Source organism: Candidatus Nitrosopumilus sp. bin_32a, assembly GCF_054095935.1.
This window is the reverse complement of sequence record NZ_JBSWSN010000004.1, coordinates 87,360-114,002: the sequence shown is the minus strand read 5'-3', so window position 1 is coordinate 114,002 and position 26,643 is coordinate 87,360. Positions and strand designations below refer to the sequence as shown.

The window sequence follows — 26,643 nt, the reverse complement described above, 5'->3', positions numbered from 1 at the left end:
TCCATCTGTCATGCAAAGTGAATCTAAATCAATTTCACAATATGGGCATTTCATGTGTTAGGAATATTTTTTGACAATTGGTAAGCATGAATCGATAATTCTTAACACTTCTGATCTGATAACTTTTTTATCAATTGATATCCAAACTCTTGATTTTTTAATTGCAAATGATATGGTCTGTACTTTCTTTCTTTCTTCCCAGACAAATTCAATCTCTCCTAGATTTTTATCAAAAAATCCTTCCAAATCTGTCTTCATTGCGATGTGTGAAAATTGATACTGGGTATTTTTTTCATTTAATAGGGGAATCAAGTCTGGTCTTCGCTTGTATGCTAGAAGGTCTCCACTTTCACCAATCACGCCTACAAACCTGATGTATGGGCTGATTGTTGCAATTGTATCACAAATAGTTTCAAAATCTTTTTTTGACAATTGATAGAACGTAATGGAGATGATATTTTAATGAATTGTATTGTTTTCATTCAAGATTTAATTAAATACGGCCTGAAAACAGTCTGATTTGTGGATTTTATTGACATTTTTCCATTTGCGCCTGATGTGGGTTATTCCCTTCTGGCTTTAGTCAATTTCTTTGGTTCTCTAGTGCCTTTTGTGCCATTGCCTGCCTTCTTACTTCTTGCTACAATGTCTGTAGGTGATCAATACGATTTGCATATTTTGGCATTGGTATCTGCAGTTACTGCAACTGCTGCAAAACAAATTATTTTCTATATCAGTTCTGGCGGAAGAAGAATGATTAATGAAAAAACTCGAAAGAGAATGCGCCCATTCGAAAGATTGATCAAAAGATATGGTGCCGCAGCTGCATTCTTTGCCGCAGCGACACCTATTCCTGATGATTTGGTATATGTCCCATTAGGATTGGCAAAATACAATCCTCGACGATTCTTTGTTGCAACTCTTACTGGAAAAATTGTACTGAGTTATTCTATTGTTTTTATTTCTCACCATCTTGGGTTGTCTTTAGTGGAACCATTCCTTGAAAATGTGGATGACGCCACTCCAATATACATTGGAATTATTATTTTTGGTGCAATGATGACTGCAGTCATTGTGTTACTGCTGAGATTAGATTGGGCAAGAATTCTTGGAAAGTTTGCACCGTGGACTTTGGACGAAAACAATGAAGATTAGTCATCAATTTTAAAATTCCATAGCTTTTCAACCGCTTTTGTTATTCCTATTCTCTGTGATGCGATTATTTTTTTTGGTTTTATTCCTTCAGTGATGTATAGTTCTGATTTTTTTGTTAAATCTACACCGTAATGCTTTTTTGTAATGCCTAGGGCTTGAGCTAGTTTTGCTGGTCCGTTTGTAAGATTTTTTAAATTTGGGCTGCCTCTATTTTTTTGCATAATTTTAATTCCATTTTCAGGCTCGATTGCACGAATAAGTACTGCACCTGCCGCTGTTTTGGGATTTTTTGCTACTATGTTAAAACAGAAATACATTCCATATGTAAAATAGACATATGCAAAACCCACTTCTTCAAACATTACCTTGTTTCTATCTGTAATTTTCCTAAATGCATGACTTGCAGGGTCGTCATTATGCCTATATGCTTCAGTTTCTGTAATTATACCTGATATCTCATTCTGACCTATCTTCCTGATTATTTTTTTTCCTAAAAGATTTTTTGCAACTGTGACAGTGTTTTTTGAATAAAACTCTCTAGGTAGTATAGTCAATATCTATTTTCACTTTTTTATTGTTTTTTAACTCTATAATTAAATCAAATAATTTTACAATGTCTTTTTTCAAAACTGTGATTAATTCCTGATTGTATATCGTAGCAGCTGGGTGTACCGTTAGAAAATACAATTGATTGTTTTTCCTAACTAGTTTTCCTCTAAATTTAGTAATCTCTGAACCTCCTAAAATGGAATTAAATGCTGTATTTCCTAAAATACATATGATTTTTGGTTTGATAATTGATATTTCTTGTTTTAGATATTCCTGACATGTCTCCCTCTCTATTGTAGTTGGCACTCTATTTTTTGGTGGTCTGCATTTTACAATATTTGTAATGTATATGTCGTCTCTTGAAACCCCTGCCCCTTCTAAGGCAATTGAAAGTTTTTTTCCTGCAACGCCAATAAACGGTTCTCCATTCCTGTCTTCATTTCTTCCAGGTGCTTCTCCTACAAAAATTACATTTGAATGAAAGTTCCCTTTGCCTGGAACTGAATTAGTTCTAGTTTTACAAAGATTACACTTTGTGCATTTGATAACATTTTGTTTGATGGTTTCTAGTTTTTGATTCATGTTTTAATTTACACTCTTTACTGTTGCAGTTCCCCTTATTGTCGGTCCACCGTTTCCCATTATCATTGATTGCATTGGATCTCCTTTGCCACAATTAGTAATTGGTCTTACAGTAAAATCATTCCCGCATGCGTCAATTGATTCAAAAAATTCTGGAGCCGTTCCCATAACAATGACGTCCCTTAACAAATCTGTAATTTCCCCATTCTCAATTTTTTGGGCATATTGACAAGATATGCTCCAATTGTAACGCCTCATATCTATTGATGGGATTTTCATATTTGATATTAGATAGCCTTGTTTGACATCTTTTATTATCTCATTCACATCTCTATCTCCGTTACCGATACATGTACATGCCATTCGTATTAGAGGCATGAATCGATAATTTGTGGCTCTCATATTTCCAGTTGGCGCCGAATCAAATTCAACGGCTGTTTCTCTATTTTGCATATGGTTTTTTAAAACTCCTTTTTCCACAAGAGTTGTTTTTTTAGTTTTGACACCTTCATCATCATATTGATACCATCCCAAACTTTCTTTGATTGTAGGATCATCAAACACATTTAGATGCTCTGAGCCAATTTTATTTCCTAATTTATTTTTCCACCATGCCCCGCCTGCCCATGCCATCTCTTTACCTAAAACTCTATCAGCTTCTGATGGATGTCCAAGTATTTCATGTGTGAGTAATGATACAAAATCTGGATTCATAACCAATGTTGTCTTTTCTTCTTTTGCTGGTTTTGCAAGTGTCAATTCTGATGCTTTTAATGCAATTTCTTTTGCACTTTGTTGAATTTTATTTTTATTGATTAATTGTTCCAATCCCCCCCTGCCGCCCTCAGTAATGTTTACTGACTGAGTAATTCCAGAGTTGTGGGCCGTTGCTATTATTTCAACAACTGTGTCTGTGAAATTTTGTAAAATTTCTGATCCTTCTGAATTTACAAAATATTTTGAATTATTGGTATACCATGGATTGATGATTGATTTGATGATATTTGGTATCTCTAAAATAATTTTGCTTGATTCTAATCCTGTTTTTATTATTTCTTCTAGTTCTGGTTTTTTTATCACTTGATAATTAATTTTTATTTTTTTTGGAATGTTTGGATAAAGTTCAATTTTGCTCTTTCTAACATTGTGACTGCTTTTTATTGAATTATCAATTATGTCTTTGATTTGTTCAAATGATTTTGGATTTGTAATTGAGCAAAAACTCCATACATTATCTTTAATTATTCTGATGCCTATCCCTCTGTCATCGTTTGTTCTGACATATTCTACTAGATTATTTTCTATCAGTGCTGATTTTCGTTCTTGTTGTTCTGCTCTGGCATCACAATATTGAGCCCCTGATTGCACTCCGTACCTGACTGCCTTATCTGCAAGATCCTGTAACCCTGTATCCACAATCTATGCAATTGTGAATGCTTCGTAAATCTTCTACTATCTAATGGCTTGATATTGCAGGCATGGTGAAATAGTATTCGTCTTCAAAATCATAATCCATGCTCCCTTTTTTGCGTAAAAATTCAAAATATTTGGTACAATTTTCATAAAATTCTTTGTTTTTCTCATGTGGTTGTTCCATACTGTAAATGTAAAAATTTCCATTTTGTTAAGAGTGTGAGTGATTTTAGTTCTGAAAGTTTGTTTTCTTTAAGCAGATTTTAAGGGGGATTTTGCGGTGCCAGTCCCATCCTTTGGAATTGTGAATGAAAATGTTGCACCTTGATTAGGAATACTGTGAACTGAAATTTTTCCTAAATGATTATCTATGATTCCTTTACAGATGGCCAAACCTAATCCACTTCCGCCTCTTTCTCTGGTAAGTGATGCATCTACTTGATAGAATTTTTTGAATAGATCTTTTTGTTTCTCTTCTGGAATTCCAATTCCATTATCTTTAATTGAAATTTTTATTTCGTTTGGTTGATCCTCCATGCCAATTTCAATCTTGCCTGGATTTGGTTGAATGGCAACAATGCTATTTTTAATTAAATTTGTGATGACTTGAGCAATTCTATCTGAATCGTGATTTATAATTACACTTGTGGCATTAGATGTAAGTTCAATATTGTTAGATTCTAGTTCTGGTTTTAAAGCTACAATTGCTTTAGTAACTGCATTTTTAATGTCTGTTTTTTGTTTTGTCATTCTTAATTGCCCTAAATCTAATTTTTGAGCGTCAAGTAAATCTGAAATAATTGACAATAGTGTTTCAGAACTTGATTTGATAATGCCGATTCTTTCTTTTTGCGGGTCTGTTAGTTTTCCCAGATGCTCATTAAGTAAAATATCTGCGTATCCTTGAATTGGAACTAGAGGTGTTTTTAATTCATGTGTAATCATTGCAAGAAATTCATCTTTTGCAACGTCTGTTTTTTTTGCATCTTCTTCTTTCTCTTTAATTGTATCTGACATTATGTTGAAGTTTGTTACAAGTTGTCCTACTTCATCCGTACCTGAATATTCTATTTTTTCACCATACACTCCTTCTTTTACCCTTGAGAGTGCCTTACTGATTGAATCTAGTGGGGAAAGTGATTGTCTGATGACAAACAAAACTGAAAAGAACACTGCGATATCTATTCCTAATAGAATTTGTATGATGATTTGTCCCTCTGAACCTTGGGCTTTTATCTCTTCATTCCATGAATTTTGCAGATTGTCAATGTTGCTAAACAAAATATATTTTTCATTATTCATTTCATTTTTTGCTGAATTAAATTCAGGTGATAAAAGTGCCCTTTCTTCAAGAATTTCTATTTTTATTTTAATTGACTCCCACAATGGATCTAATTTTCTTAATGATTCTGAATTCTCTCTCGGTATTGGAATTATTTTCTCATGAGTCATCCCAACTTTTTCTACATCCAAGTCTGCTGTAGAAATTTGTAGCAATTTTCTTAACCCTATTTCAAATTGCAAGTTCTTTTCATGCAGTATTTCTTGAGCGTTATCCCCTTCTCCGATAGAAATAAGGAGGCTTTGCTGTCCGATAATTTTGGCATAATCAGCTAAATCCTTTGAGATTTGTTTGTGTTCGTTGTAATCTCTGTCCAAATCATTGACTTCTTTTTTTAATTCATCTGTTAGTAGAACTAATTCTTGATTTTTCTGTAAAACATAATTCATTGCACCTGTAGCTTCCGAATCAAACACTGATGTCACTTCTACTTTGATTGCTTTTTCTTTGTAAGACTCCCATGATGTTAGAACTTTATTGTAATCTGGAATTAATGATGTTGGAATACTTGTTAGTGCTTGTCCTTTGAACTCCCCTCCATTTTTAATAATTGCCAATGTTGATTGTATTTCTTCAATTTCTTTTTCAAGTTCTCCTTTATCCACCGTTACCCCACTTGCAACTGATGTCGCCAAACCTGCAACAGATTCAGCTTTTACTTTTACATCTCCAGTTCCAATAATGGAGTATGACTGTGATGTCTCCAATTGCTGATCTTGATATAATAAAAATAAATTAAAAACGGCAACAACTATGAGAACAGATATCAAAACATATGCTTTACTAACTATCTTCATAACAAAAAAATACGTATAGCAGGCTATAAAAATAATGGGTGAATTCTAGTTATCATGTCTGATGAATTTATTGCTGTTGCAACTAAGGAAGTAAATGCTGATATTGAATCCCTTGAAAATATTTTAAAATCATGTACAAACGATGCTGATATATCTCTAAATTCTCCCAGGCTTCAAAAACACACTCATAAAATTAAAGGTCTGGCACCTATGATGGGCAAAGAATCCCTTGGAACCTTTTCTTCTTTACTTGATGATTTTTTTAAGAAAATGGCTGATGGTGTCTCAATTAATGGAATTTTTGATTTGATTTTGCCCTCTATTATCCACATGAAAAAATCAATGAATGAGACTGACTATGATTTTAGTCAAATTACTAAGAACATCAATGAACTCTGATTGAGGTTTGAATGCTGACATTTTTTAATGTGTGACTTTAAAGAAACACAATGGCCAAAATTTTGATTGCAGATGATTCTGATGCAATTCGACTTGTTTTGAAGGATATTTTGTCAATTGGGGAACATGAAATTATTGGAGAAGCAACAGATGGTGCTGAGGCCGTAGATTTCTATAAACAGTATAATCCTCAAGTTTTGTTGTTGGATTTAGCAATGCCAAAAAAAGATGGATTTACTGTTGTAAGAGAAGTAATTGCATATGATCCTACTGCAAAAATTATTCTAATTACTGCAAGTGATGATCAAAAAGTCATTCAACAATGCTTGGATGGTGGTGCCTCATCATACATTTCAAAACCTTTTGATTTTAACGGTGTTTTGGAATCCATAAAATCATTAATTTAAGAAAGTAATTTAGGGCCTAGGTTAATTGTAAAATTGATTAGAAAATTGTCAAAAATTGTAGCTGATACCAGTGTGATTGTCAACGGCCAACTTGTCTCTCGAATTGAATCTGGAAGTATTAGAAATTTTGAGATTATTATTCCTCAGGCAGTATTTGATGAATTGCAATCTCAAGCATCAAAGAAAAAAGAACAAGGATTCATTGGTCTTGAGAGAATTCAAAAACTAAAATCTCTATCTGGAAGTTATGGATTAAATGTAGTTGTTAGTGGTACACACCCTTCTTCAGATGATGTTAAACTTGCAAGCAGTGGGAGAATTGATTCCCTGATAGTAGATATGGCTAAACAAAACAATGCTGTTCTATACACTTCTGATCATGTGCAGCATTTAGTTGCTCAGGCAGAGGGTGTTGAAACAATTTTTCTAAAACCTGAATTCAAAAACGAATCTTTGGAATTTCTCAAATTTTTTGATTCTGAAACTATGAGTGTTCATCTTAAAGAAAATCAATGTCCCTTGGCAAAAAGAGGAAAACCTGGTGCATTTGTATTGACAAAGCTAAATGATGATCATCTTTCTAAAGATTATTTGGAAATGATTTCATCTCAAATATTGGATGTTGTAAACATCTCTGATTCTAGTACGTTGGAAATATCAAAAACTGGTGCATCTGTAGTTCAACATGGTGATTATCGAATTGCAATCACTTATCCTCCTTTCTCAGACTCTTTTGAAATTACTATAGTTCACCCAATTGTAAAACTGTCTCTTGATGACTATGCTATTTCTGAAAAATTAATGGAGAGATTCTCTGATAGTGCAGAAGGCATTGTTATTTCAGGTGCTCCTGGTTCTGGAAAAAGTACTCTTGCATCTGGTCTTGCAAATTTTTACCATCAAAAGGGAAAGATTGTAAAAACATTTGAATCTCCGCGCGATTTACAAGTTGATCCTGGAGTAACTCAATATGGCAAACTTGATGGGAGTTTTGACAATTCTGCTGATATTTTGTTACTTGTACGACCTGATTATACGATTTTTGATGAAGTTCGAAGACGTGAGGATTTTGTTACCTTTGCTGATTTGAGATTAACTGGAGTGGGGATGGTTGGAGTAGTCCATGCAAATTCGCCATTGGATGCAATTCAGCGCTTTATTGGAAAAATTGAGCTGGGAATTATCCCAAACGTTTTGGATACTGTGGTTTTTGTAAAGGATGGTGGAATTCAAAAAGTCTACGATTTAGAATTAAAGGTAAAAGTCCCTACTGGTATGACTGAATCTGATTTGGCAAGACCTGTAATTGAGATTAGGAATTTTGAAGACAATGTACTGGAACATGAGATTTACACCTTTGGTGAAGAGAATGTCATAGTTCCCGTAGGAAAAAAAGTTGATAAAATTGGAATAGAAAAACTAGCAGAAGATAAAATCAAAGAAACTTTTCGACGATATGATCCTAATGTGGAAGTTGAAATTTTATCTGATAATCGAGTCAAAGTTATGGTTAATGAACGAAATATTGCATCCATAATTGGTAGAGGGGGCTCAAACATTAATGAAATTGAAAAATTACTCAAAGTTCACATTGATGTTGTAGAAAAATCTTCCAATGATATGTCATTAACATCCAATGATCTGCCCTTTAGTTTTTCAGAATCAAAAACTGCTATTTTGCTTACTGTGAATAGGGATTTCACTTCAATGCATGCAGACATTTATGCAAATGAAAAATTTATCGCATCTGTTAGAATTGGGAAGAAGGGACAAATAAAAATCCCTAAACGTTCTGATACTGCACGGGCATTAATGAATTTTATATCTTCACAAAATGAGATCAAGCTTTATCTCAAAGATTTTTAAAATTATCTATGATTTTTGGATTTGCTTTCAAAAATGTTATAAATTTTCTTAACTGTTTGATGGTCTTTGGATTTAGGTGGTGCTCAATTCCTTCTGTATCTTGGTTTGCTGTGTCATACCCTACCCCTAAAATTTCAAAAAACTCTAATAATATCCCGTGTTTTTGTCTTATTCCTTCTGCTGTCTTTATTCCTTTATCTGTAAGGTTGATTCCATGATATTTTTCATATTCTAAAAATCCGTTTTCATCTAGTCTTTGAAGCATTTTGGTAACGCTTGGTGCACTGACATTCATGTATCTTGAAATATCCAAAGTTGTTGCATATCCTTTTAGTTCAACTAATTCTCCTATGATTTCTAAATAATCTTCCATTCTTGTACTTGAACGAGTTCTCTCTAATTGATGAGCTGCCTTGATTGAATCAAGTCTCTTGGAATCTTTATCTTTCATGTGTCTTTGTATCTAAATAAAATCTAGTATAATTGAGTGTCTTTTTCTTGATTTTAGCTATTCTTTGTTGACTTGAATGTGACCGGAGTTGATCTCTGTTTCTTAACTAATTTTTTATAAATCAACGATGGAATGGTTGACCCACTAAAGGAACGTCTAGATAAATTGAAGAAATTCTCTGATTCTGCTAAACGTAGAGCAAATCTGTATACTGAAGTTAGCAATTTTGATGACACGCACACCGCTCGTTCATTGGGTTCTCTTCAAAAAGCACCTGCCCCAGGTAAAAAACTTCAAAAAATAGGCTTTTTGATGTTGTGGATTCCTGAACCAACTGGTGTGACTTGCGCTATTGGCGGACCAATGATAGTGGCTGGTAGATATCTTGACAAAAAATACAATAGTTCCACAATACATGACATTGGACATCAGACAAAAAATAACATGTCTACAATTAGCGATTTCAAGAATTCTGTAATGTAATGGTGATTAATTTTATCAATGATTCTCAATGAATTGGAGAATCTTGTTGTTAATTGGATTTTGTACTCTATGCTTAAGTTCTCCCAATTCTTTTTAAAACATGGGTTGGTTTGGAAAAAGCAAATATCTGAAATATGGTCAAAAATTACCTGATATTGAAAAACTTGTTAGAGATGAACAAAAAAGATGCACAAACTGCAATCGCCTTTTATCCGAATATACTGAGAAAGAACTTTGTTATTCATGTATAGTGCAAAGCACATCATAGATTCTAAATTCCAATACGCTTAAGTTCAAAAGTTTAGTAGAAAATTCATGAACTTATTTGATTATTTAATAAAACAGAACGATCAAATTTCAACATCAATGCCTGAATGTGATAACATCAATACTGATGGGCAAGACGACGAGTAAGAAATGACTGAATCTTCACTTTCTAAACTAGATGACAAGGGTGTTTTCACTATTGTAAAAGTTGATAGCGTTCAAAGAAAAGTTGGTAAAGAAAACATCACTGAGATCAATATTGAAACTGAAGAAGAGTTTGATGGTGTAAAGAACTTTTATACTTCAAGAAAGATGATCGTCGCAAAATTTTATGATAATGACAAACCTACAGTTTTGGCTCATGATATACAAAGAGGAAAAAAATACCGAGTAAAAATTATCACTCAGAAATTTGGTAATGGGAAAGAAGATTATGACATTGCAAAGTCCTGATGATCTGTCTGTTAGAAAACTTTAATGCTCATATGAACAAACCAGAATAGATTGAATTGTTTTAGATGTGATGGTAAAGGCAAGTTTATGAATCAATTTGGCATAATGGAAAAATGTGAGTCATGCCAAGGACCTGATATGACTTTTCAAAAGAACGAAAATCCTAATTCAGATGAATGACATGGTTGAGAAAAAATCAAAGAAAAAAGATGGGAGAAAACAGAAAGGTGAAAAACTCTCTGAATCAAAACAACGAATTAAAAAATACAAAAGTGAACAGCAAAGAAAAAAAAAGTTTATCAAAAAACATTCCAAGTGAGCAGATTTTATTCCAATATGCTTAAGTCCACAATTCTTACAGATACTCCATGACCGATTATGATGAGGCGGGTAGGCTAATAATTTGCAGAGCCAAACAGTTAGATCAAATTCCTGAAGTTTGCTATCACTGTAATGGTGATGATCTTCAAATGATTATGACTCATGTGGATGGGGGTAGCTGGCTGTGCTTGAGCTGCAACAGTCTGAATTGTTATGAACCCTCTATGAGATTAACAAAGAATATGCCTTTCTCTATGCTAAATTTAGGGCGAGATGAAATTGTTTTTCTTCCTGAATGGGATTTTGAGTGATTAGATTCAAAACTCCTCATTTGGCACAATCTAACACATTTTAAAAGGATCCATACAAATTATTTCATGACAACTCGTGCTCAAGCATTAATTCCAATTACAATTGCAGCCGTGATTATTGGGATTATTGGGATGCTGACTCTTCCTGGCGATAGTAAGTTAGAATCCGTTGAATTTCCACGTGGTACTATCATGATAGATAATGTTCCACTTGAAGTTCAAATTGCAGACTCTGAACCACGACGTGTTAGGGGATTAATGTTTCAAGAACAACTTCCTTATGATCAGGGAATGATTTTCGTATTTACAGAACCTGGTTTGTATTCTTTATGGATGCTTAACATGCAATTCCCATTGGATATGATTTGGTTTGATCAAGATGGATCCATTGTACATATTGAACAAAATGTTCCACCATGTAAAACAGTAGTTGAAATCACGTCTTGTCAAAGTGTAGTTCCTGACAATGAAGCATCATATATTTTAGAGGTCACTGCTGGATTTATTGATCAAAATAACATAACTCGTGATTCTAAACTAACTATAATTTCGATTTAATATTGCAAAGCCTTATCTTTGAATAAAAAATCTATTTTTTTATGAACAAGATGATTATCATTCCTATTTTGGTGGGAATTGTAATTGTCATTTCTGTTTTTTTCCTACTGTTAAATGATGTCTCTTCAGACTCTGAATCTCAATTAATCTACGATGCCGGATTTACTTATTATGATATTGAAAAAATTCAAAATAATTTAAAAGATCATAATATTTTTGTCTCTTCTCCTACGGCAATCACTGATCACACCATAAGTCAATACTGTACTTATTTTGAAAAGGGACTTCCAAGAAGTGTAGAGTACTGTACCACCACTGCAGTATTGGATTATGAGGGAACTGCACTTGGAAATATTAACATCGGGGGTGATATTCAGTCTCCTGTTTTAGCTATTGCTAACCTTGAAACTCCTTCTCTGGAATCAAATCAAGATGAAGTTTTTGCAGTCTTTGAGGTGATGATAGAAACGCTTGTTTGTGACTGCTGGGAAGAGGAAAAATCTGAAAACTATCCTACAATCTCTGCATGGTTGGAGGGAGTTCAAGCCTTTTACATTGATTCAGACAAGCGTGATATTAAATCTAAAATTGATGATTTAGCAGGTCATGAAATTCTTTTAGAAATGACTACAAAGGATAATTCTATTTTGCAGACGTTAATTATTCTAAAATAGTTTAATTATATGGTGGAAAATTCTCTGATTACATTATCATGATTGATCAGTTATGGCTAATTCCTTTGGGATTTGCAGCCGGAATTTTAGGTTCAATGATTGGTCTTGGTGGGGGGATCATAATTGTTCCCATCTTGACATTCTTAGGATTTCCTCCAACAGCTGCTGCAAGCAACAGCCTATTTGCTGCATTAAGTAATGCCACTGCATCCACCATTTCTTATTCCAAACAAAAGCGAATAGAATATTCTTTAGGGCTCAAACTTGGTCTACTTTCAATTCCTGGGACTGTTTTGGGTGCAATTATATCCACTGATGTTGCGCCAGATATTTTTAAAATCTTATTTGGGTTTGTTTTAATTGCATCTGCATCTTACATATTTTTAAGAAAAAAAATTGAAACTAAAGAAAAAATAATCTCAAAACAAATGATTGTTTTTGCAATAGGTGCAAGCTTTTTTGCAGGAATAATTTCTTCCTTCTTTGGTATCGGTGGTGGGATTATCTTTGTACCTTTGATGGTGATTGGCATGGGCATGGCAATGAAAAAAGCTGCCCCCACATCTCAAATGATCCTCTTGTTTGCTTCTTTATCTGGTGTTATTGCACATAGTTTATTGGGACATCCTGATTTTCTTCAAGCTGGTCTGCTCTCTATTGGTTCTTTTACTGGTGGGTTGGTTGGTGCAAGACTCTCTATTGATGTCAAGGAGCGTTATTTACAAATCTTGGTTACTGTAGTAATTTTGATTGCATCAGCTAAACTGTTCTTTGATTCTTTATCTGGGAATTTTAATTTAGGATTTTAGACTTTTTTTATTTTGTATTTTTATATTAATTTTACAATACATGTTGTTCGTTAGGTATTGTAATTTGAGGGTGGGGCTAACCGACTTTCCTGTATTTTACTTGCTACAATATCTCCTTTCTGTGACTAAATCATAAAATTATCCATTTACTAATGGTTATATTTTAAATAATTACAATTAAAGGAATTATTTTTTACTTGACTAATTTTAGATTAAAATAAGAAAATAATTTAAAAAATACTTTGTATTTTAATTGGTTAAAAAATATCTGTTATTTTTTCTTTTTATCCAAACATGTCACTTCCAAATCTATTTCATTTAGTATGATAAAACTAGATTTGATTTTGAATTCAATTAAATTTTGAATAACTAATTGATTTCGTTCTACATGAAATCAATTTAATATTTCTTTATCAATTAAAAAAACAATCCGTATTCCATGAAATCAAAAAAAGGTTTCAATGTAAATGACTATAATCCATTTACACACTATGAGTTTGTGTATGGTGACAAGTCCAATAGAAATTAAAATAATTTTTTCATTCTTCTTATTTTAATTAAATTTTTTATCGTTGATCGTTTTTATTTTTCTTTAATTGAATGTTTTCGTGTGGGTTTTAGTTGATTCGGTTTTGCCTACAAACCTTGAATCTGATAAACGCAGAGTTGGTGTTCATAAATTTAAAATTTTAATTAGTTGATCTAATTCTGAATTAAGTCAATTCCATTCTACTTCATTAACTAGTGAAAACACATTATGCCATGAGTAAAACCTCAAACAAATCTAAAAAAGCAGCAAAAAAAGTAGAAAAAACTAAATCTAACTAGTCAATTTTCTAATGATTTTATTTCTTGTCTTGATTTTTCTTTACTAATTTTAGTGGGATTATTGTTTGCTGTATCTTTGAATCTGTAGGGCTAATCTAAATTTGAATGACTGTAAAAAGAATTTTTATTCTGTGTGTTGATTACACATTTCTAACTTTTTGGCTTTATAGAATCAGGATTTTTTATGATGTAATGGAACATGCACAATAGGTTAGATGTACATTGACATTTCATATTTGAGAGTTCAAATTTTATTATTTAAGTGATGTTTGAATTGACTTCATTTAAGATAAGATCAACTATTTGATTTTTTATTATATTTTGTCAATTTAAAAATTCTTTATTTATAAAAAATAAAATTACCTTTTATGGTTTTGGACAAAATTAAAGTGTTCGATGACTGCGACGGATTTGATGATGATGTCGATGATTCCGAATCCGACTATGATTGGGATTAGAATATCATCGTTTTTTATATTCAAATATTCGCGGTGTTATTTTTTTAATTTGTGATTGGGTTTTACTGTTTTTGCCCTGTAATCTTTGAAAGTTGTTTAATGAATAATGAAAAAAATCCCCCAAAGGATCAACAGTCCTATCTTGATTTTCACTCTGGAATCAGATACACTGGGAATTTGCCCTGATGGAAAACAACAAGACCACTTTTGTACATCTGTAAATCCTGAATGAAAAACTATGTCTAGTGCATTTGAATTTAATAACACTTAAAATTTTAATGCTTTTTCAAAAAAAGGAGTTTTTTCTTTAATCGTTATAGATGACAATAGTTCTGAAATCATTCTTGATGCTAAATGTGATGTCCTATCTTGAATGTCAAATGCGGGACAAACTTCCATAATGTCCATTCCCAATATTCCGCCGCGTGTAATATTTTTTAGAAGTATGGATGTTGTAATGGGATTTAGTCCCATAGGCACAGGAACTGAAACACCTGGTGCAAAAGAAGGATCTATGCAATCCATATCAAATGATATGTAGATGTTTCTTCCTAATTTTGAAAGTATGTCGTTAATGATTTGTTTGAATCCATGATACTGAATATTCTCTGGTGAAAAAACGGATATCCCATATTTTTTTATGTTTTCAATTTCTTCCAATTCTGGACTGCGAATTCCAATCATCACACTTGATTTTGGATTTATGTATGGAAGACAGTCATACACCACAGAGCCATAAAAATTTCTAGTAGATGAAAGAAAATCTGGATGGGCGTCAAAATATACGAGAGAAATAGGTCCACGTTTTTTTCCTAACTCTTTGATAATTTCTGCAGTCAAAGAATGATCTCCCCCCATGGTTATTGGAATTTTTCCTTCATTGAACATTCGTTCATAAACAAACGGAATATTTTCTCTTGAAATATTTCCCAAATCAAAAATCTTTGATTGTGGTTTCCCTGAATTTGTATATGCCAAGGATTCACGATTATTTTCAATGTATATGTCTCGTTCATTGGAAATTTTTCTTATTCTCTCTGGCGCACTTGAAGTTCCCTTACGTGTGGCATGTGAACGTGATTCGTCTTCAAGTCCGACAATCACATACTCGGATTCTCTATATGACTTGCAGTTTGACCAACAAAGTGTTTCCATCAATTCTTCACCAAAACCATACTTTGCATAACACAGTTAAAATGAAATTTTACATCCGTAACCATTTTACATTTTGTACATATGTGTTGAATTGCTGTTAGGCAGTATTGACATTTAGACAATGGTTTAATTTCAAAACCACAATTACGGCAAGATTCATCGGGCATTTTATATCGTTTTTTCAAATAGTCATTTTAACCACTGAAAAATTGAGAATATGGAATGTGGAATCAATTAGTTGATTTAATTCAGAATCAACTCAATTTATGATTGGCCTTTAAATGGTTTCTTCATCGTCGTATTAGTTGATAAAATATAGAGAATTTACGACTGAGGACAAATTATTTGATAAATCAGTTCATTGTGATTACTGTGCAATCAAATTAGATCATGAAAGTGATTATTGTTCAAATACGTGCAAAGAAAAGGATTTAGTTTGGCATAGAAATGATGTGTGAAAATTATGAATAATACTCTCTCTGATGAAAAAAACACAATAGAACAACAATTTGAAAAACTGTATCCTGATTATGATCATTCATTAGAATCCATATCTAATGAAAAAGATTCAAGAAAAAGAAAAAGAATGAAGACGATGTATTAATTATGTGTAAAAGTTTCAAATATATATAACAAAAAAATTATGACCACTTCTCATCCACATACTAGACACAGTCCTGTGTTGATACGACAAATGACAAATGAAGACATTCCAAAAGTTGTTGAATTGCAAAAGATTGCATTTCCAGTAATGGCTGCTGAGGGAGTTTACTGGAAACCAGATCAACTCAAAGCACATCTCAAAGTTTTCCCTCAAGGGCAATTCGTTGCAGAGTATCATGGAAAAATTGTGGGGTCTTGCAGCAGCTTGATCATAAAACTGGAATCCGAATATGAAGACCATACTTGGATGGCTGTTTGCGGAGATAGTTTTTTTAAAAACCATGATCCTAATGGAGATTCTTTGTATGGTGCCGATGTGTCCTCACATCCAGACCATAGACGGTTGGGTGTATCTACAAAACTTTATGATGCAAGAAAAAAATTAGCGGCAGATCTCAACTTACGAAGAATAATTGCAGGAGCTAGACTGATAAATTATTGCGAACATGCAAAAGATCTAACGCCTTTAGAATATGTTGCAAAAGTAAAGCGTCATGAAATTAAAGAGCCCGTTTTGTCATTTCAGATAAGAAATGGCTTCAAATTCATCAAAATATTGCCTAATTATATGAAAGATCCAAGATCATTGAATAATGCAACTTTTATTGAATGGAAAAATCCAAATTTTGTAGAAAAACAATGATTATTGACTGCCATGTTCACGTGAATCAATATGAACTGACCCAAAATATTCCATTACTGGAAGACCGATTAGAAATGCTACAAACTGAAATGACTAGTAACAATGTTGACTATGCCATAATTTTATCTTCTTACAAAGTAAATTCAGAGAGACCTTCAACTGAACAAATCATCGATGGAATTAAAAAATATGATAATCTTGGAGTCGCAGCTGGTTTCACCATAGATAATCACACTGATGAAGATCTTAGAAATTATAGACAATTGATCAAAGACGGTAAAATTAAAGCCTTGAAAATTTATTCTGGATATGAGCACTATTATCCTTACGATGAAAGATATCAAAAAGTCTATGACACTTGCATTGAATTTGGTATTCCTGCAATGTTTCACACCGGAGATACGTATTCTGAGAAAGGAAAACTACGATTTTCAAGACCTCTTAATCTTGATGAGGTTGCAGTTGATAATCCAGAATTAAAAATTGTAATGTGTCATTTAGGAAATCCTTGGATACAAGACGCCCAAGAAGTAATTTATAAAAATAAAAATGTTTATGCTGATGTATCTGGACTTGTTGTTGGATCTTTTGATCACTTTTTTGAAAAGATGATGAAAGATAAGGTTGCAGAATTGATAAATTATGCAGGAGAGCCAAGATATCTTTTGTATGGTACTGATTGGCCAATTAGCACCATGGATTCATACCTTAATTTTGTAGCTAAACTTACAATTAAAAAAGAGTTTAGGGATAATTTGATGTATAAAAATGCAAAAGAATTGTTTAAAATCTAATTCTATACAACGTTATTTCTATCGATAAATAAACAATGTATATTTTTGGTAGTATAAAATTAGCCAATACTGTGATTATCAAAGATGAAGTTAAATCTTAGATTGAATTGGAATGCATGTGCAGAAATTAGAATATGTTTTAATGATTGGAGTTGCACTAAGTGGAAAAACAACTTACATCAAAGCAAATTTTGATCATGAACGTGTGGCTTTATCATTTTTTGATAATATTAGAAAAAAAGAATTTGAATACATAGAAGAATGTTTGAAAGCAGGAAAAAGCGTTGTAATTGATGATACTAATCTAACTATTGCTATACGAAAACAGCACATAGATCTTGCAAAGAAATACAATGCAAAAGTGAGGGGGGTTTTAATGAATACCTCGAGGGGATTGCTTGAAAAAAGACAAAAAAGTAGACGTGATCCATTCCCGTTGGCAGTAATTTACAAACAAATCAGACAACTAGAAACACCTGTTAGTGAAGAAGGGTTTGATGAATTAATTGTAAAAAAGGACTACGAATCCCCTAAAGATACTTGATTAAATTTTATTCCTCGTCTACGTCGTCAAATAATTTCCTTCTTTTCTTCTTTATCATGATGTATCTGCTCATTTGTATGTCCCAAGTAATTCATCATCAAAATGTACTTCGGTTCTTTTCTTTTTTAAAATATTATACATGTGATCTATTATTTGCTGAATCATGACTCACTCCTATGTGATGTTGATGGAATGAATATGGATTCTGTCTCTTCATTCACATGTTGAGTTTTACAATGTTTCCAGATTTGACTAATTGACATTTAGTATTCATCATCCATTAACGTCCATGACAATCCTTGAAATTCTTGCCATGGATAGCCAAACATCTCTGTTGTCGGTGAACGTTTTTGTCCTTCTTGTACTTGTTTTTTTATGATCAGATTTGTTCTATATTCAAGATGTCTGTCCTCGGTAAGGAGTTGTGATGTACTCATAAAGACAAGACTGCAATTTTGATATTAAAGCAACAGAATTTTGTTCAAAATCAAAACAAAACAAATTAGTTATTTTGGTACAATTATTAGTCATCTAGATATCTTTGTATGAATAAATAGTCAACTAGTTTAATGCCTTCATGGGCATGTCTACCTCAAATCTTGCTGGGCTTAGAGTATTTCCCCCAGTTTCACTGCTTGACAAATCCTTGGAATTTTTTGAATTTTTAAGGTATGAGACCAAACCCTTTAGAGATGATGATGTATTACTAAAAGGAGAGTTTTTGGAGATGCTTTCTAAAAGTACTAAAACACCACAACTATCTAAAATTAAAAAGTCTGAACTTGTAAAACTATTTGAAAAATTTACAAAAGATTTGGATAAAACTTTGATGATTAAAAATTCCAAAGAAGAGATTACTGATATTAAATGGAACCAGATTGATGATTTTTGTAAATTACTACGATTAATTGAAAGAAGCGATGAAAGAAAGATTAGGTGGGCTTTATACCATGTATGTGCATCTGGAAATCTATCTATTACAAAAGAAAAACTATCTGAACTTTTAAAATATTTTAAAATTAAAAATCTCGATAAACTCATTAACAAAATCATAAAGGCTGAAACTTTGTCTGGATTAGATGCACAGTATGATGGGGAGACTTTTGTAATCAATCATGAAAAAGATGACAAAATCGTATCTCATTATTTGTCTGATGCAATAGAAGAACAATCCCGACGTTCTCCTGGTGAATTAGAAGAAGAAATATTGAACTTACTTGATGAAGGTTCTTATTCAAATCAAGAAATTTCACAAGCTTTGTTAGTTGATGAAGGACTTGTTTCAAGAACAATTGGCAAACTACGAGACAGCGACAAAATTATCCTTTCAAGTTTTGGTCAAAGAGGTGCACGATATTTTACAACCAATTGTGATAATTGCCCTTTTGGAACTACCAAGGCATCTTGTAAGAAAGAGGCTATCTCTTACATTGCAACTGCATTCATGCATGATTTCAATCTTGATCTTTCTGCCAATGACTTTGATTCTGTAGATACCAATCAGGCATTATTGAAAATCAAAAGAATTGTTATGAATGCACGAAAAGAAAAGACTACTAAACTTGAGATGAATATCAGTGAGAATCTTGACATTTTACTCTCAAAAGTAGTAGATGCTTTTACTGAAATAGAATCCCCTGACACAAAGAATCCTGCTTTGCCTGACATTAGCATGCAAACCAAATCCAATATGGCGAATCTTCCATTGTTGTATCAGTTAGGATTAAAAAAAGGCGCCCATGGTGGTATCAATTTAATGGATGAAATGCTCCATTTGGTCTCAAAATCTATCAAAAAAGAAGATAGATTGAAAATTAGAAAACATGCTTTAACAGAGTCAAATAAATTCCTCAAGCATATTGGATTGGATAAAAAAAATAAATGACTTTATTGCTAAAGGCTCAATGATTTTCTCAACAAATTCAAAAGATGATGTGACACAATGATTTTTACAACATTCTATTAGAAATTTATCGATAGTCATAGAAATTGTTGGGATACGGATTGTATTTTTTATTTTTTACATCTAACTGTGTCGATTTCTGTATTTTATTTTTACTTGAATTTAAAAATTAATTTCTAATACTAAATTCAACATAAATTCAAAGATTTTTTAATTATGCGCATATTCCTTGAAAAATAACTGTTTTCTTCTATTTTTTAATGAAGATCAGTTTTTCTACTAGATGAAAACTTGGTATGTATTGAAAATAGCTTTAATGTATAATAAAAAGATAATTGAACCTTCCGATGTCATTAACATTTCTGATATTCCTACACAAGAACACTACTCTTCAAAAACAATTGAACGAGTTGCCAAAGCTTTAGAAAAAGGTGGCCACACCGTAAAATTGATTGAGGCAAATATGCATGCTATTGATGAGATGCATAATTTTATGCCCAAAGTAATGGATGGTGATAGACCAGGTCTTGTCTTTAATATGGCGTATGGATTACAAGGTCATAACCGATACACTCACGTTCCAGCTTTGCTTGAAATGCTTGGTGTACCGTATCTTGGTTCAGGACCTGAAGCACATGCTATAGTTCAAGATAAAGTAATGACAAAACTTGTTTTACAAAGAAACCATATCCCAACACCTGGGTTTTGGGTATTTTCAAACCATGCTGATGAATTTGATGACATAATTTTTCCTGTAATCGTGAAACCAACATCTGAATCTACATCAATGGGTATGAAAGTTGTAGATAACTGGAATGATCTGAGAGATGCAGTTAAAGAGGAAATTGAAAAGTATCATCAAGATGCATTAGTTGAGCAATTTATTCCAGGACGAGAGTTTGCAGTAGGGTTACTTGGAAATGCTGACAGTGTTGAGGTTTTACCTATTGTAGAAATTGATTTACAAGGTAATCCAGATAAAATTCAAACAAAATCCGACAAGGTAGAAACACCTCTTGATAAAATATGTCCTGCAAAACTAACTGTAGAACAAGTAGAAGAAATGAAACGCTTGTGTGTTGTGTCTTACAAAAAACTTGGCATTCATGATTTCTGCAGAGTTGATTTCCGTATGGATAAAGATGGACACATGTATATTTTAGAATTAAATTCTATGGCAAGTCTTGGTCTTACTGGCTCTTTTGTATATGCGGCAAAGGCTGCTGGATATACTTACGAATCTCTTATCAACAAACTTCTTGATGTTGCAGTGATAAGATACTTTGGAGAATCTCCAACACATTCTCCACAAATGGATGCCTCTGAAAATATTCGCAGTCAACCATTACGAATTGCTGCAAGAAGCTATCTTCGTAGTCATTTACGTACAACTATTGATCTGCTGCAAGAACTTTGTAAAATTAACACAAGCATAAGAAATGTTGAAAATATTAATAGATTAGGTTCAATTCTCTCTAAACGATTAACTCATTTGGGTTTTTCTGAACATATTCATAGACAATTTGACATTGGAGATGTTCGTTATTTTACTAATCATGAAGGAGAAACAAATGATGTTCTTTTGATTTCTCATTTAGACACTCCTTATGCTGCTAGAGATTTTGTACAATTTAGAGAAGACAAGGCTAAATTATATGGTTCAGGAATTTCTGAGAGTAAGGGTGGAATTTCTGTAATGCTTTCTGCGTTACAGGCATTAAGATTTTCAAAGAAATTGAAGAAAATTAAATGTGGCATTTTATTAACCACTGATGATAGTATAGGGGGACAATATGCTAAATCTCTAATAGAGTCTTATTCCAAAAATACAAAATATGTAATTGGATTAAAGTGGGGTGCACTTGATGGAGGTATAATTACTTCTGCATCAGGAAAAGATGAATACAAAATAAATATTTCAAACATTACAGAATCAATCAATCCGACAATTTCAGAATTAATTCCAACTGTTTGTAAAAAAATTATTTCTATAAACAAACTGTCAAAAAAAGATAATGCAGTTAGAATAACCTCTATTAATGCACAAACATCTTTGGGCAGCTCTCCTGATCATGCATCGATATCTCTTTATACGACATTCAAAACTAAATCTGATGCTAATGATATAGAAAGAGAAATAAAATCTATACTAAAAAAACAAGAAAAGATAAAACTAGATATTGAAATATCTAAAGGTGTTCGTCGTGATCCTTACCCTGAATCAACAAACACAAAAAAATTGTATGGAATAGTTCAAGAGATGGCAGATAGATTAGAAATTAAAATAAAATCTAATCACAGAGGTATGTCTTCAGACATTAGTCATGTTCCACAACACATTCCCTCCTTGGAAGGACTTGGTCCAATAGGAGGCGAGTTTCGTTCTCCAAATGAGTATATTCTAAAAGATAGTTTGATAGACAGATCCCTTCTCTTGGCATTGACTATTAACAAATGCGCACAGGAAGAAAAATAAATTATTTCTAAATTAAGAGAACAAATATGGATATAGAAAAAATAGAATCATCATTTACTTCAACTAAAGACAAAAAATGCTCTGTTGCAAAAAAAGGAATGGTATCATCTGCATTCCCTGATGCTACAAAAGCAGGAGTTGAAATGCTCAAAAAAGGAGGTAATGCAATTGATGCTGCGTGTGCCACTGCTTTGGCATTGGGCGTATGTGAGCCTCAGGCCTCTGGACTTGGAGGCCAATCTATGGGAATTATTCATATCGATGGAAAGTCATATGCAATTGACGGTTCTAGTCGTTCTCCATCATTGGCACATTCCTCAGTTTATGCTAAGAAAAAATATCGCCGTCTAGGATACAAGGCAACTACAGTTCCAAGCACTCTTTCCATGATTGGATTTTTGCATGAACGATATGGTAAACTAGAATGGCAAAAAATAGTTACACCGTCAATTCACATTGCCAAAAAAGGATATAAAATTACTCAACTTCAACATGATTTACAAGAACGAGAACTAGAAAACTTTCTTTCAATTAAATCAAAATCTGGCGCTAAATATTTCTTAAAGGACGGGCTAGTTCCATACAGTGTAGGTGACAGATTCATTCAAGAGGATCTGGCTGAAACACTTACTGCCATTTCTGAATTTGGGTACCGTGTTTTCTATCAAGGTGATATTGCTAAAAAAATTGTTCAAGACATGAAAAATAATAGAGGATTAATCCAAGACGAAGACTTGGCATACATTCCTGAACCCCTTGTACGAAAACCCATCAGCAGGAAGTATAGACATGTTTCAGTTGTTACTTTACCTCCTCCTGCTGCTGGAAGAACTTTGCTACTTACATTGATGATGCTAAATCACCTTCCTTCAAAGTTTTTGCGTAGCTCAAAACCCAGCTCATACCATTTTGTTGCAGAAACTTTCAGAAAGGCATTCTTGCACAGAGTACAGCGACCATTTAATCGTCACACCTATAATCAAATTGAGGAAAAAATACATCTTCAAAGATCTTTTGCAAAACAGATGGCAAATTCAATTCACAATTCAATGGATGCTACTTTGCCTATGATTGATCCTGATTTTGGAGGTGAAGACACGACGCATCTTTCAACAATGGATGGTGATGGAAATGCAGTGGGAATAACTCAGTCAGTAGAACTTGCCTATGGCTCAAAAGCCGCAGCTGACGGTCTGGGATTTCTATACAATAATTACATGTCTGCATTTGAATTTACTAATCCAAACCATCCTTTCTATATTCGACCTAATTCAATTCCATGGACTTCAGTTTCTCCTGCTTTGATTTTCAATAATTCTAAACTATGGATGGTACTTGGAAGTCCAGGTAGCCAGAGAATATTTTCTACAGTGACACAGTTTCTTTCAAGGATTATTGACAGTGATTTGCCGATGAGTGATGCAATTGAAAGACCCAGATTTCATTGTTCCATTAATGGCACTGTTAGTATAGAAGATGGGGGATTTCGTACTGAGATAATTGACTATCTTAAAGATATGGGGTATGATATTTCTGTAAAAGACAGGTATTCATTTTATCATGGTGCAATACACGCTGTAATGAAATGTCAAGCAGGCGATGGATTTCAAGGAGTTGCAGAAGTCAGACGGGATGGAACTGCAGAGGGATTGAATTGACCAAACTGCCAATACTGTTATCGATACCACATGGTGGAACAAGAAGACCTCCAGAACTTGATGGCCACTTGTCAATTACAAACAAGGACTTGTTTGATGATTCTGATCCTTTTGTGATTGAACTTTATGATTTGGGTGATAAAGTCCAACGTGTAATTAAAACCGACATTGCAAGAGCCTTTGTAGATCTTAATCGTTCTTTACAAGACATGCCTCCAAATAATCCTGATGGATTAATTAAGAGCAAGACCTGTTATGACAAACCCATCTATACGAATGGAAAAGAGCCCGATGATTCACTTAAAACAATGCTAATTGAATTGTATTACAACCCATATCATAGTTCAATTCAAAAAAGTATTGATGAATTAGATTTACAGTTGTGTTTGGATTGCCATTCTATGGCCTCTACTGCTCCATATTTTTCTCCAGATAAAACCCAATCAAAAAGACCTATGTTCTGCCTTTCTAATAATGATGGACAAACATCATCACAAGAAATGATTGAGTTGTTATCTGACTCTATATCTGAATCTTATTCTATTGATAGAAATGAAATATCTCTAAATGATCCTTTTCATGGGGGCCATATAACCAAAACATATGGAAATAACCCTATTCCTTGGATTCAAGTTGAGATGAATAGGGATTTGTATCTATCATCTCCTTGGTTTGATGAAGATGCCCTTTCTGTAGATTCTAATCATCTTCAAAAGTTAAACAAACAATTTGAAAACTCACTTGATCTTTTATTCTCAAAAATTTAATTTTAGTATCTATCTGATACATCAAATGTCAATTTTGTTTGAGTCTAATTCTGATTAGGTGATCTTTTAATTTTATTTTGTGAGTATGATTAGAACATGCAAACATTGCGGAAATGAATTTCATGATTTGTACAGGGTTTGCTGCTCTTCAAAACGTTCTAAAGAAATCTCATAGGTTCAAAAAATGAAAAATAAAAGTAAATTTCTGACAAAATACTGGTCTGGTCAACAATTTCTCGGTTTATCTGTTTTTGACAGTAAGGGCAATGATTGTGGGAAAATAAGATCTTTGTGTATTGACCCTAAAACTTACTCAATTTCAGGAGTTATGGTAAAAAAGAGATTGTTTTCAGAGTATTTCTTATCTGTCACTTATTTTGAAAATTTAACTGAATCCTCTCTTAAATTAAATTCAATCCCAATAAAACCAAACGATAAGATTGTGGATGTGGATGGAAAATCTGTGGGAAAAGTAATCCAGATTAATCTTGACTCTGAAACAAACAAGATTAAGTCCCTTGAAATAAAATCACGATTTAAATCAAAAATTATTCTTTCTGATAGGATTGTTGGTGTTGGTGATAAAATTACGATTAAAGCCTAGTTTTACAATTAGTACACCCTAACAATATAGATATTAAAATAGCACCATTACACTATAATTTTGAAATCAACAACATGACCAATAAAAAAGTCAAATCTCAAAGTTCTGGAAAAACTCTCAAGAAAAAACAAGAGAATATTTTAGACGATGTCTCAAATAATTATGTTCAAACTATAGAACACGGAAAACAATTAGGTAAAGAATCTCTAGAAAAGATAACTCATATTGCTAACAATACAACAGATTTTCTTAAATCTCAAGAATATCTCAAAACATTGAAAATCAGTTCATTAAAAATTAAAGAAAAAGGTTTAGAGCAAAAAAATATGCTGAAAAAGAACAGTCCTAAATTTTATAAAAAAATCACCAATGCATTTTTCTACTTTTTTGAATTAATTGTAGGGCGAATCAAACTTGGTACACAATACGGTGCTTCAAGTCTTGATATCTTAGAAAAACTAGCAAAGCTTAAAGAATTGGGAATAATCACTGAGAAAGAATTCAATGATAAAAAGAAAAAGATCTTAGATAGAATTTGAATGTGTAGAATGAATTTGAGATAAAATTGACCGATGAAATAACTCTAAAACCTGGTAACGCCCCAACAAAAAAAACTATCGTTCTTAGAACCAAACTCTTACCTCAAGACATTGTGGAAGTTTTAGATAAAAAGAAAACATCTCTTTTTGGTTCTGCGTTAAGACGCCCAAAATCTGACGAGATTACAGTTGAAACTCCCCAATTGTATTTGGAGCAATTCATTTTCATTTCCGGCCATTATGAAATTGATTTTGATCGAAATGTTTCATACGTGATTAAAGTGGATCCTGATGTTGTTGAAGTTTCAATTGGAACTAAAAAATTTCCAATCTTAAACGAATCTGGTGTGTGGAAGAAATTTGGTAAAAAAGTGAAACACGGAGTTGGAATTACCAAACAAGATTTGGAACTAAATGTGGTTGAAAATGCGGTTAAAAGCATGACTGATTCTATGTATCTTGATCACAATGAATTGGACACTGCTTTTTCTTACAGTACTAACTCTGATGCAGTAGAAAATTATGTTCAAAGGACACTTGATGTAAATCGAGGACATATTCGAAGAATCAAAATGACTGATGATGAAATTTTTTCAAAACTATTTCATAAACTCAAAGAAAGCCTTAAACACAATTTGAAAATTAATCATGAGGAATATGTTGTGACTGAATTTCGTGAGATATTTGTTCCAATTTATGAGACAAAATGTTATGATAAGAAAAGTAAAGTTGCAATTGCTAGAGTAGATGCTGTAACTGGAAAAATTATTTGAT

32 protein-coding genes are annotated in these 26,643 nt (G+C 32.7%); 23 read left to right on the top strand and 9 right to left on the bottom strand.

Going from position 1 to position 26,643, the window contains the following annotated elements; all coding sequences use genetic code 11:
- Positions 1-57 precede the first annotated feature (57 nt).
- Positions 58-432 carry a hypothetical protein gene (locus ACW9XH_RS04505; RefSeq protein WP_457759453.1) on the bottom strand — a complete coding sequence of 125 codons (375 nt, stop codon included), beginning with the start codon at positions 430-432 and terminating at the stop codon, positions 58-60.
- 90 nt (positions 433-522) lie between these two features.
- Between ACW9XH_RS04505 and ACW9XH_RS04500 the strand changes: the two genes are divergently transcribed.
- Positions 523-1,155 (top strand): DedA family protein, encoded by a 633-nt coding sequence (locus ACW9XH_RS04500; protein WP_457759452.1) that lies wholly within the window; start codon positions 523-525, stop codon positions 1,153-1,155.
- Here the strand turns inward: ACW9XH_RS04500 and ACW9XH_RS04495 are convergent.
- From ACW9XH_RS04495 to ACW9XH_RS04475, 5 genes are all read right to left on the bottom strand, one after another.
- Positions 1,152-1,709: a DNA-3-methyladenine glycosylase gene (locus ACW9XH_RS04495; protein WP_457759451.1), complete on the bottom strand. Its 558-nt coding sequence runs from the start codon at positions 1,707-1,709 to the stop codon at positions 1,152-1,154. The two genes, ACW9XH_RS04500 and ACW9XH_RS04495, sit on opposite strands and share 4 nt — an antisense overlap.
- Positions 1,693-2,286 carry a uracil-DNA glycosylase gene (locus ACW9XH_RS04490; RefSeq protein ID WP_457759450.1) on the bottom strand — a complete coding sequence of 198 codons (594 nt, stop codon included), beginning with the start codon at positions 2,284-2,286 and terminating at the stop codon, positions 1,693-1,695. The genes ACW9XH_RS04495 and ACW9XH_RS04490 overlap by 17 nt, the downstream gene beginning before the upstream one ends.
- Positions 2,287-2,289: 3 nt before the next feature.
- Positions 2,290-3,702: a TldD/PmbA family protein gene (locus ACW9XH_RS04485; protein ID WP_457759449.1), complete on the bottom strand. Its 1,413-nt coding sequence runs from the start codon at positions 3,700-3,702 to the stop codon at positions 2,290-2,292.
- 40 nt (positions 3,703-3,742) lie between these two features.
- Positions 3,743-3,883 (bottom strand): hypothetical protein, encoded by a 141-nt coding sequence (locus ACW9XH_RS04480; protein WP_457759448.1) that lies wholly within the window; start codon positions 3,881-3,883, stop codon positions 3,743-3,745.
- A gap of 68 nt (positions 3,884-3,951) precedes the next feature.
- Complete coding sequence (locus tag ACW9XH_RS04475; RefSeq protein WP_457759447.1) at positions 3,952-5,838, bottom strand: sensor histidine kinase; 1,887 nt, start codon at positions 5,836-5,838, stop codon at positions 3,952-3,954.
- Positions 5,839-5,892: 54 nt separating this feature from the next.
- On the opposite strand from ACW9XH_RS04475, the gene ACW9XH_RS04470 reads away from it, so the two are divergent.
- Genes ACW9XH_RS04470 through ACW9XH_RS04460 form a run of 3 tightly spaced genes read left to right on the top strand, consistent with a single transcriptional unit; the run spans position 5,893 to position 8,510 of the window.
- Entirely contained in the window at positions 5,893-6,237 is a 345-nt protein-coding gene (locus ACW9XH_RS04470) for a hypothetical protein (RefSeq protein WP_457759446.1), read from the top strand.
- A gap of 50 nt (positions 6,238-6,287) precedes the next feature.
- A complete protein-coding gene (locus ACW9XH_RS04465) occupies positions 6,288-6,644 on the top strand; it encodes a response regulator (RefSeq protein WP_457759445.1) in 357 nt (118 codons plus the stop codon).
- Positions 6,645-6,689: 45 nt separating this feature from the next.
- Positions 6,690-8,510: an ATPase, T2SS/T4P/T4SS family gene (locus ACW9XH_RS04460; protein ID WP_457759444.1), complete on the top strand. Its 1,821-nt coding sequence runs from the start codon at positions 6,690-6,692 to the stop codon at positions 8,508-8,510.
- Here the strand turns inward: ACW9XH_RS04460 and ACW9XH_RS04455 are convergent.
- On the bottom strand, positions 8,497-8,961 hold the full coding sequence (locus ACW9XH_RS04455; RefSeq protein WP_457759443.1) for a metal-dependent transcriptional regulator: 465 nt from the start codon (positions 8,959-8,961) through the stop codon (positions 8,497-8,499). The genes ACW9XH_RS04460 and ACW9XH_RS04455 overlap by 14 nt on opposite strands.
- A gap of 132 nt (positions 8,962-9,093) precedes the next feature.
- Here ACW9XH_RS04455 and ACW9XH_RS04450 point away from each other — a divergent pair, with 132 nt between their 5' ends.
- From ACW9XH_RS04450 to ACW9XH_RS04415, 8 genes are all read left to right on the top strand, one after another.
- Positions 9,094-9,444: a hypothetical protein gene (locus ACW9XH_RS04450; protein WP_457759442.1), complete on the top strand. Its 351-nt coding sequence runs from the start codon at positions 9,094-9,096 to the stop codon at positions 9,442-9,444.
- A gap of 417 nt (positions 9,445-9,861) precedes the next feature.
- The gene (locus ACW9XH_RS04445; protein WP_457759441.1) at positions 9,862-10,164 is read left to right on the top strand and encodes a hypothetical protein; all 303 of its coding nucleotides are present in this window, start codon (positions 9,862-9,864) and stop codon (positions 10,162-10,164) included.
- Positions 10,165-10,336: 172 nt separating this feature from the next.
- On the top strand, positions 10,337-10,483 hold the full coding sequence (locus ACW9XH_RS04440) for a hypothetical protein (RefSeq protein ID WP_457759440.1): 147 nt from the start codon (positions 10,337-10,339) through the stop codon (positions 10,481-10,483).
- 49 nt (positions 10,484-10,532) lie between these two features.
- Positions 10,533-10,796 carry a hypothetical protein gene (locus ACW9XH_RS04435; RefSeq protein WP_457759439.1) on the top strand — a complete coding sequence of 88 codons (264 nt, stop codon included), beginning with the start codon at positions 10,533-10,535 and terminating at the stop codon, positions 10,794-10,796.
- 66 nt (positions 10,797-10,862) lie between these two features.
- The gene (locus tag ACW9XH_RS04430) at positions 10,863-11,354 is read left to right on the top strand and encodes a DUF192 domain-containing protein (RefSeq protein ID WP_457759438.1); all 492 of its coding nucleotides are present in this window, start codon (positions 10,863-10,865) and stop codon (positions 11,352-11,354) included.
- Positions 11,355-11,395: 41 nt separating this feature from the next.
- Positions 11,396-12,028, top strand: coding sequence for a hypothetical protein (locus ACW9XH_RS04425; protein WP_457759437.1), 633 nt, complete (start codon positions 11,396-11,398; stop codon positions 12,026-12,028).
- A gap of 38 nt (positions 12,029-12,066) precedes the next feature.
- On the top strand, positions 12,067-12,837 hold the full coding sequence (locus tag ACW9XH_RS04420; RefSeq protein WP_457759436.1) for a sulfite exporter TauE/SafE family protein: 771 nt from the start codon (positions 12,067-12,069) through the stop codon (positions 12,835-12,837).
- A gap of 1,392 nt (positions 12,838-14,229) precedes the next feature.
- The gene (locus tag ACW9XH_RS04415) at positions 14,230-14,355 is read left to right on the top strand and encodes a hypothetical protein (RefSeq protein ID WP_457759435.1); all 126 of its coding nucleotides are present in this window, start codon (positions 14,230-14,232) and stop codon (positions 14,353-14,355) included.
- A gap of 35 nt (positions 14,356-14,390) precedes the next feature.
- On the opposite strand, the gene ACW9XH_RS04410 is transcribed toward ACW9XH_RS04415, so the two are convergent.
- The gene (locus ACW9XH_RS04410) at positions 14,391-15,278 is read right to left on the bottom strand and encodes an arginase family protein (RefSeq protein WP_457759434.1); all 888 of its coding nucleotides are present in this window, start codon (positions 15,276-15,278) and stop codon (positions 14,391-14,393) included.
- Between the two features lie 463 nt (positions 15,279-15,741).
- Between ACW9XH_RS04410 and ACW9XH_RS04405 the strand changes: the two genes are divergently transcribed.
- The 4 genes from ACW9XH_RS04405 (at position 15,742) to ACW9XH_RS04390 (ending at position 17,922) form a co-directional block, all read left to right on the top strand.
- A complete protein-coding gene (locus tag ACW9XH_RS04405; RefSeq protein WP_457759433.1) occupies positions 15,742-15,882 on the top strand; it encodes a hypothetical protein in 141 nt (46 codons plus the stop codon).
- Between the two features lie 90 nt (positions 15,883-15,972).
- Positions 15,973-16,584 carry a GNAT family N-acetyltransferase gene (locus ACW9XH_RS04400; protein ID WP_457759488.1) on the top strand — a complete coding sequence of 204 codons (612 nt, stop codon included), beginning with the start codon at positions 15,973-15,975 and terminating at the stop codon, positions 16,582-16,584.
- Positions 16,581-17,378, top strand: coding sequence for an amidohydrolase family protein (locus ACW9XH_RS04395; RefSeq protein WP_457759432.1), 798 nt, complete (start codon positions 16,581-16,583; stop codon positions 17,376-17,378). Before ACW9XH_RS04400 ends, ACW9XH_RS04395 begins: the two co-directional genes overlap by 4 nt.
- Positions 17,379-17,490: 112 nt before the next feature.
- Positions 17,491-17,922 (top strand): AAA family ATPase, encoded by a 432-nt coding sequence (locus ACW9XH_RS04390; protein ID WP_457759431.1) that lies wholly within the window; start codon positions 17,491-17,493, stop codon positions 17,920-17,922.
- Positions 17,923-18,185: 263 nt separating this feature from the next.
- Here the strand turns inward: ACW9XH_RS04390 and ACW9XH_RS04385 are convergent, their stop codons facing one another.
- The gene (locus ACW9XH_RS04385; RefSeq protein ID WP_457759430.1) at positions 18,186-18,359 is read right to left on the bottom strand and encodes a hypothetical protein; all 174 of its coding nucleotides are present in this window, start codon (positions 18,357-18,359) and stop codon (positions 18,186-18,188) included.
- A 140-nt stretch (positions 18,360-18,499) separates the two neighbouring features.
- Here ACW9XH_RS04385 and ACW9XH_RS04380 point away from each other — a divergent pair, with 140 nt between their 5' ends.
- From ACW9XH_RS04380 to ACW9XH_RS04350, 7 genes are all read left to right on the top strand, one after another.
- A complete protein-coding gene (locus tag ACW9XH_RS04380) occupies positions 18,500-19,807 on the top strand; it encodes a hypothetical protein (protein ID WP_457759429.1) in 1,308 nt (435 codons plus the stop codon).
- Positions 19,808-20,108: 301 nt separating this feature from the next.
- Positions 20,109-22,301, top strand: coding sequence for a M20/M25/M40 family metallo-hydrolase (locus ACW9XH_RS04375; protein WP_457759428.1), 2,193 nt, complete (start codon positions 20,109-20,111; stop codon positions 22,299-22,301).
- Between the two features lie 26 nt (positions 22,302-22,327).
- On the top strand, positions 22,328-23,959 hold the full coding sequence (gene ggt / locus ACW9XH_RS04370) for a gamma-glutamyltransferase (RefSeq protein WP_457759427.1): 1,632 nt from the start codon (positions 22,328-22,330) through the stop codon (positions 23,957-23,959).
- On the top strand, positions 23,956-24,726 hold the full coding sequence (locus ACW9XH_RS04365; RefSeq protein ID WP_457759426.1) for an N-formylglutamate amidohydrolase: 771 nt from the start codon (positions 23,956-23,958) through the stop codon (positions 24,724-24,726). The genes ggt and ACW9XH_RS04365 overlap by 4 nt, the downstream gene beginning before the upstream one ends.
- Before the next feature lie 184 nt (positions 24,727-24,910).
- Positions 24,911-25,330, top strand: coding sequence for a PRC-barrel domain-containing protein (locus ACW9XH_RS04360; RefSeq protein WP_457759425.1), 420 nt, complete (start codon positions 24,911-24,913; stop codon positions 25,328-25,330).
- Between the two features lie 74 nt (positions 25,331-25,404).
- Positions 25,405-25,869 (top strand): SHOCT domain-containing protein, encoded by a 465-nt coding sequence (locus ACW9XH_RS04355; protein ID WP_457759424.1) that lies wholly within the window; start codon positions 25,405-25,407, stop codon positions 25,867-25,869.
- Positions 25,870-25,895: 26 nt separating this feature from the next.
- Complete coding sequence (locus ACW9XH_RS04350) at positions 25,896-26,642, top strand: hypothetical protein (RefSeq protein ID WP_457759423.1); 747 nt, start codon at positions 25,896-25,898, stop codon at positions 26,640-26,642.
- The last annotated feature ends 1 nt before the right edge of the window (position 26,643 follow it).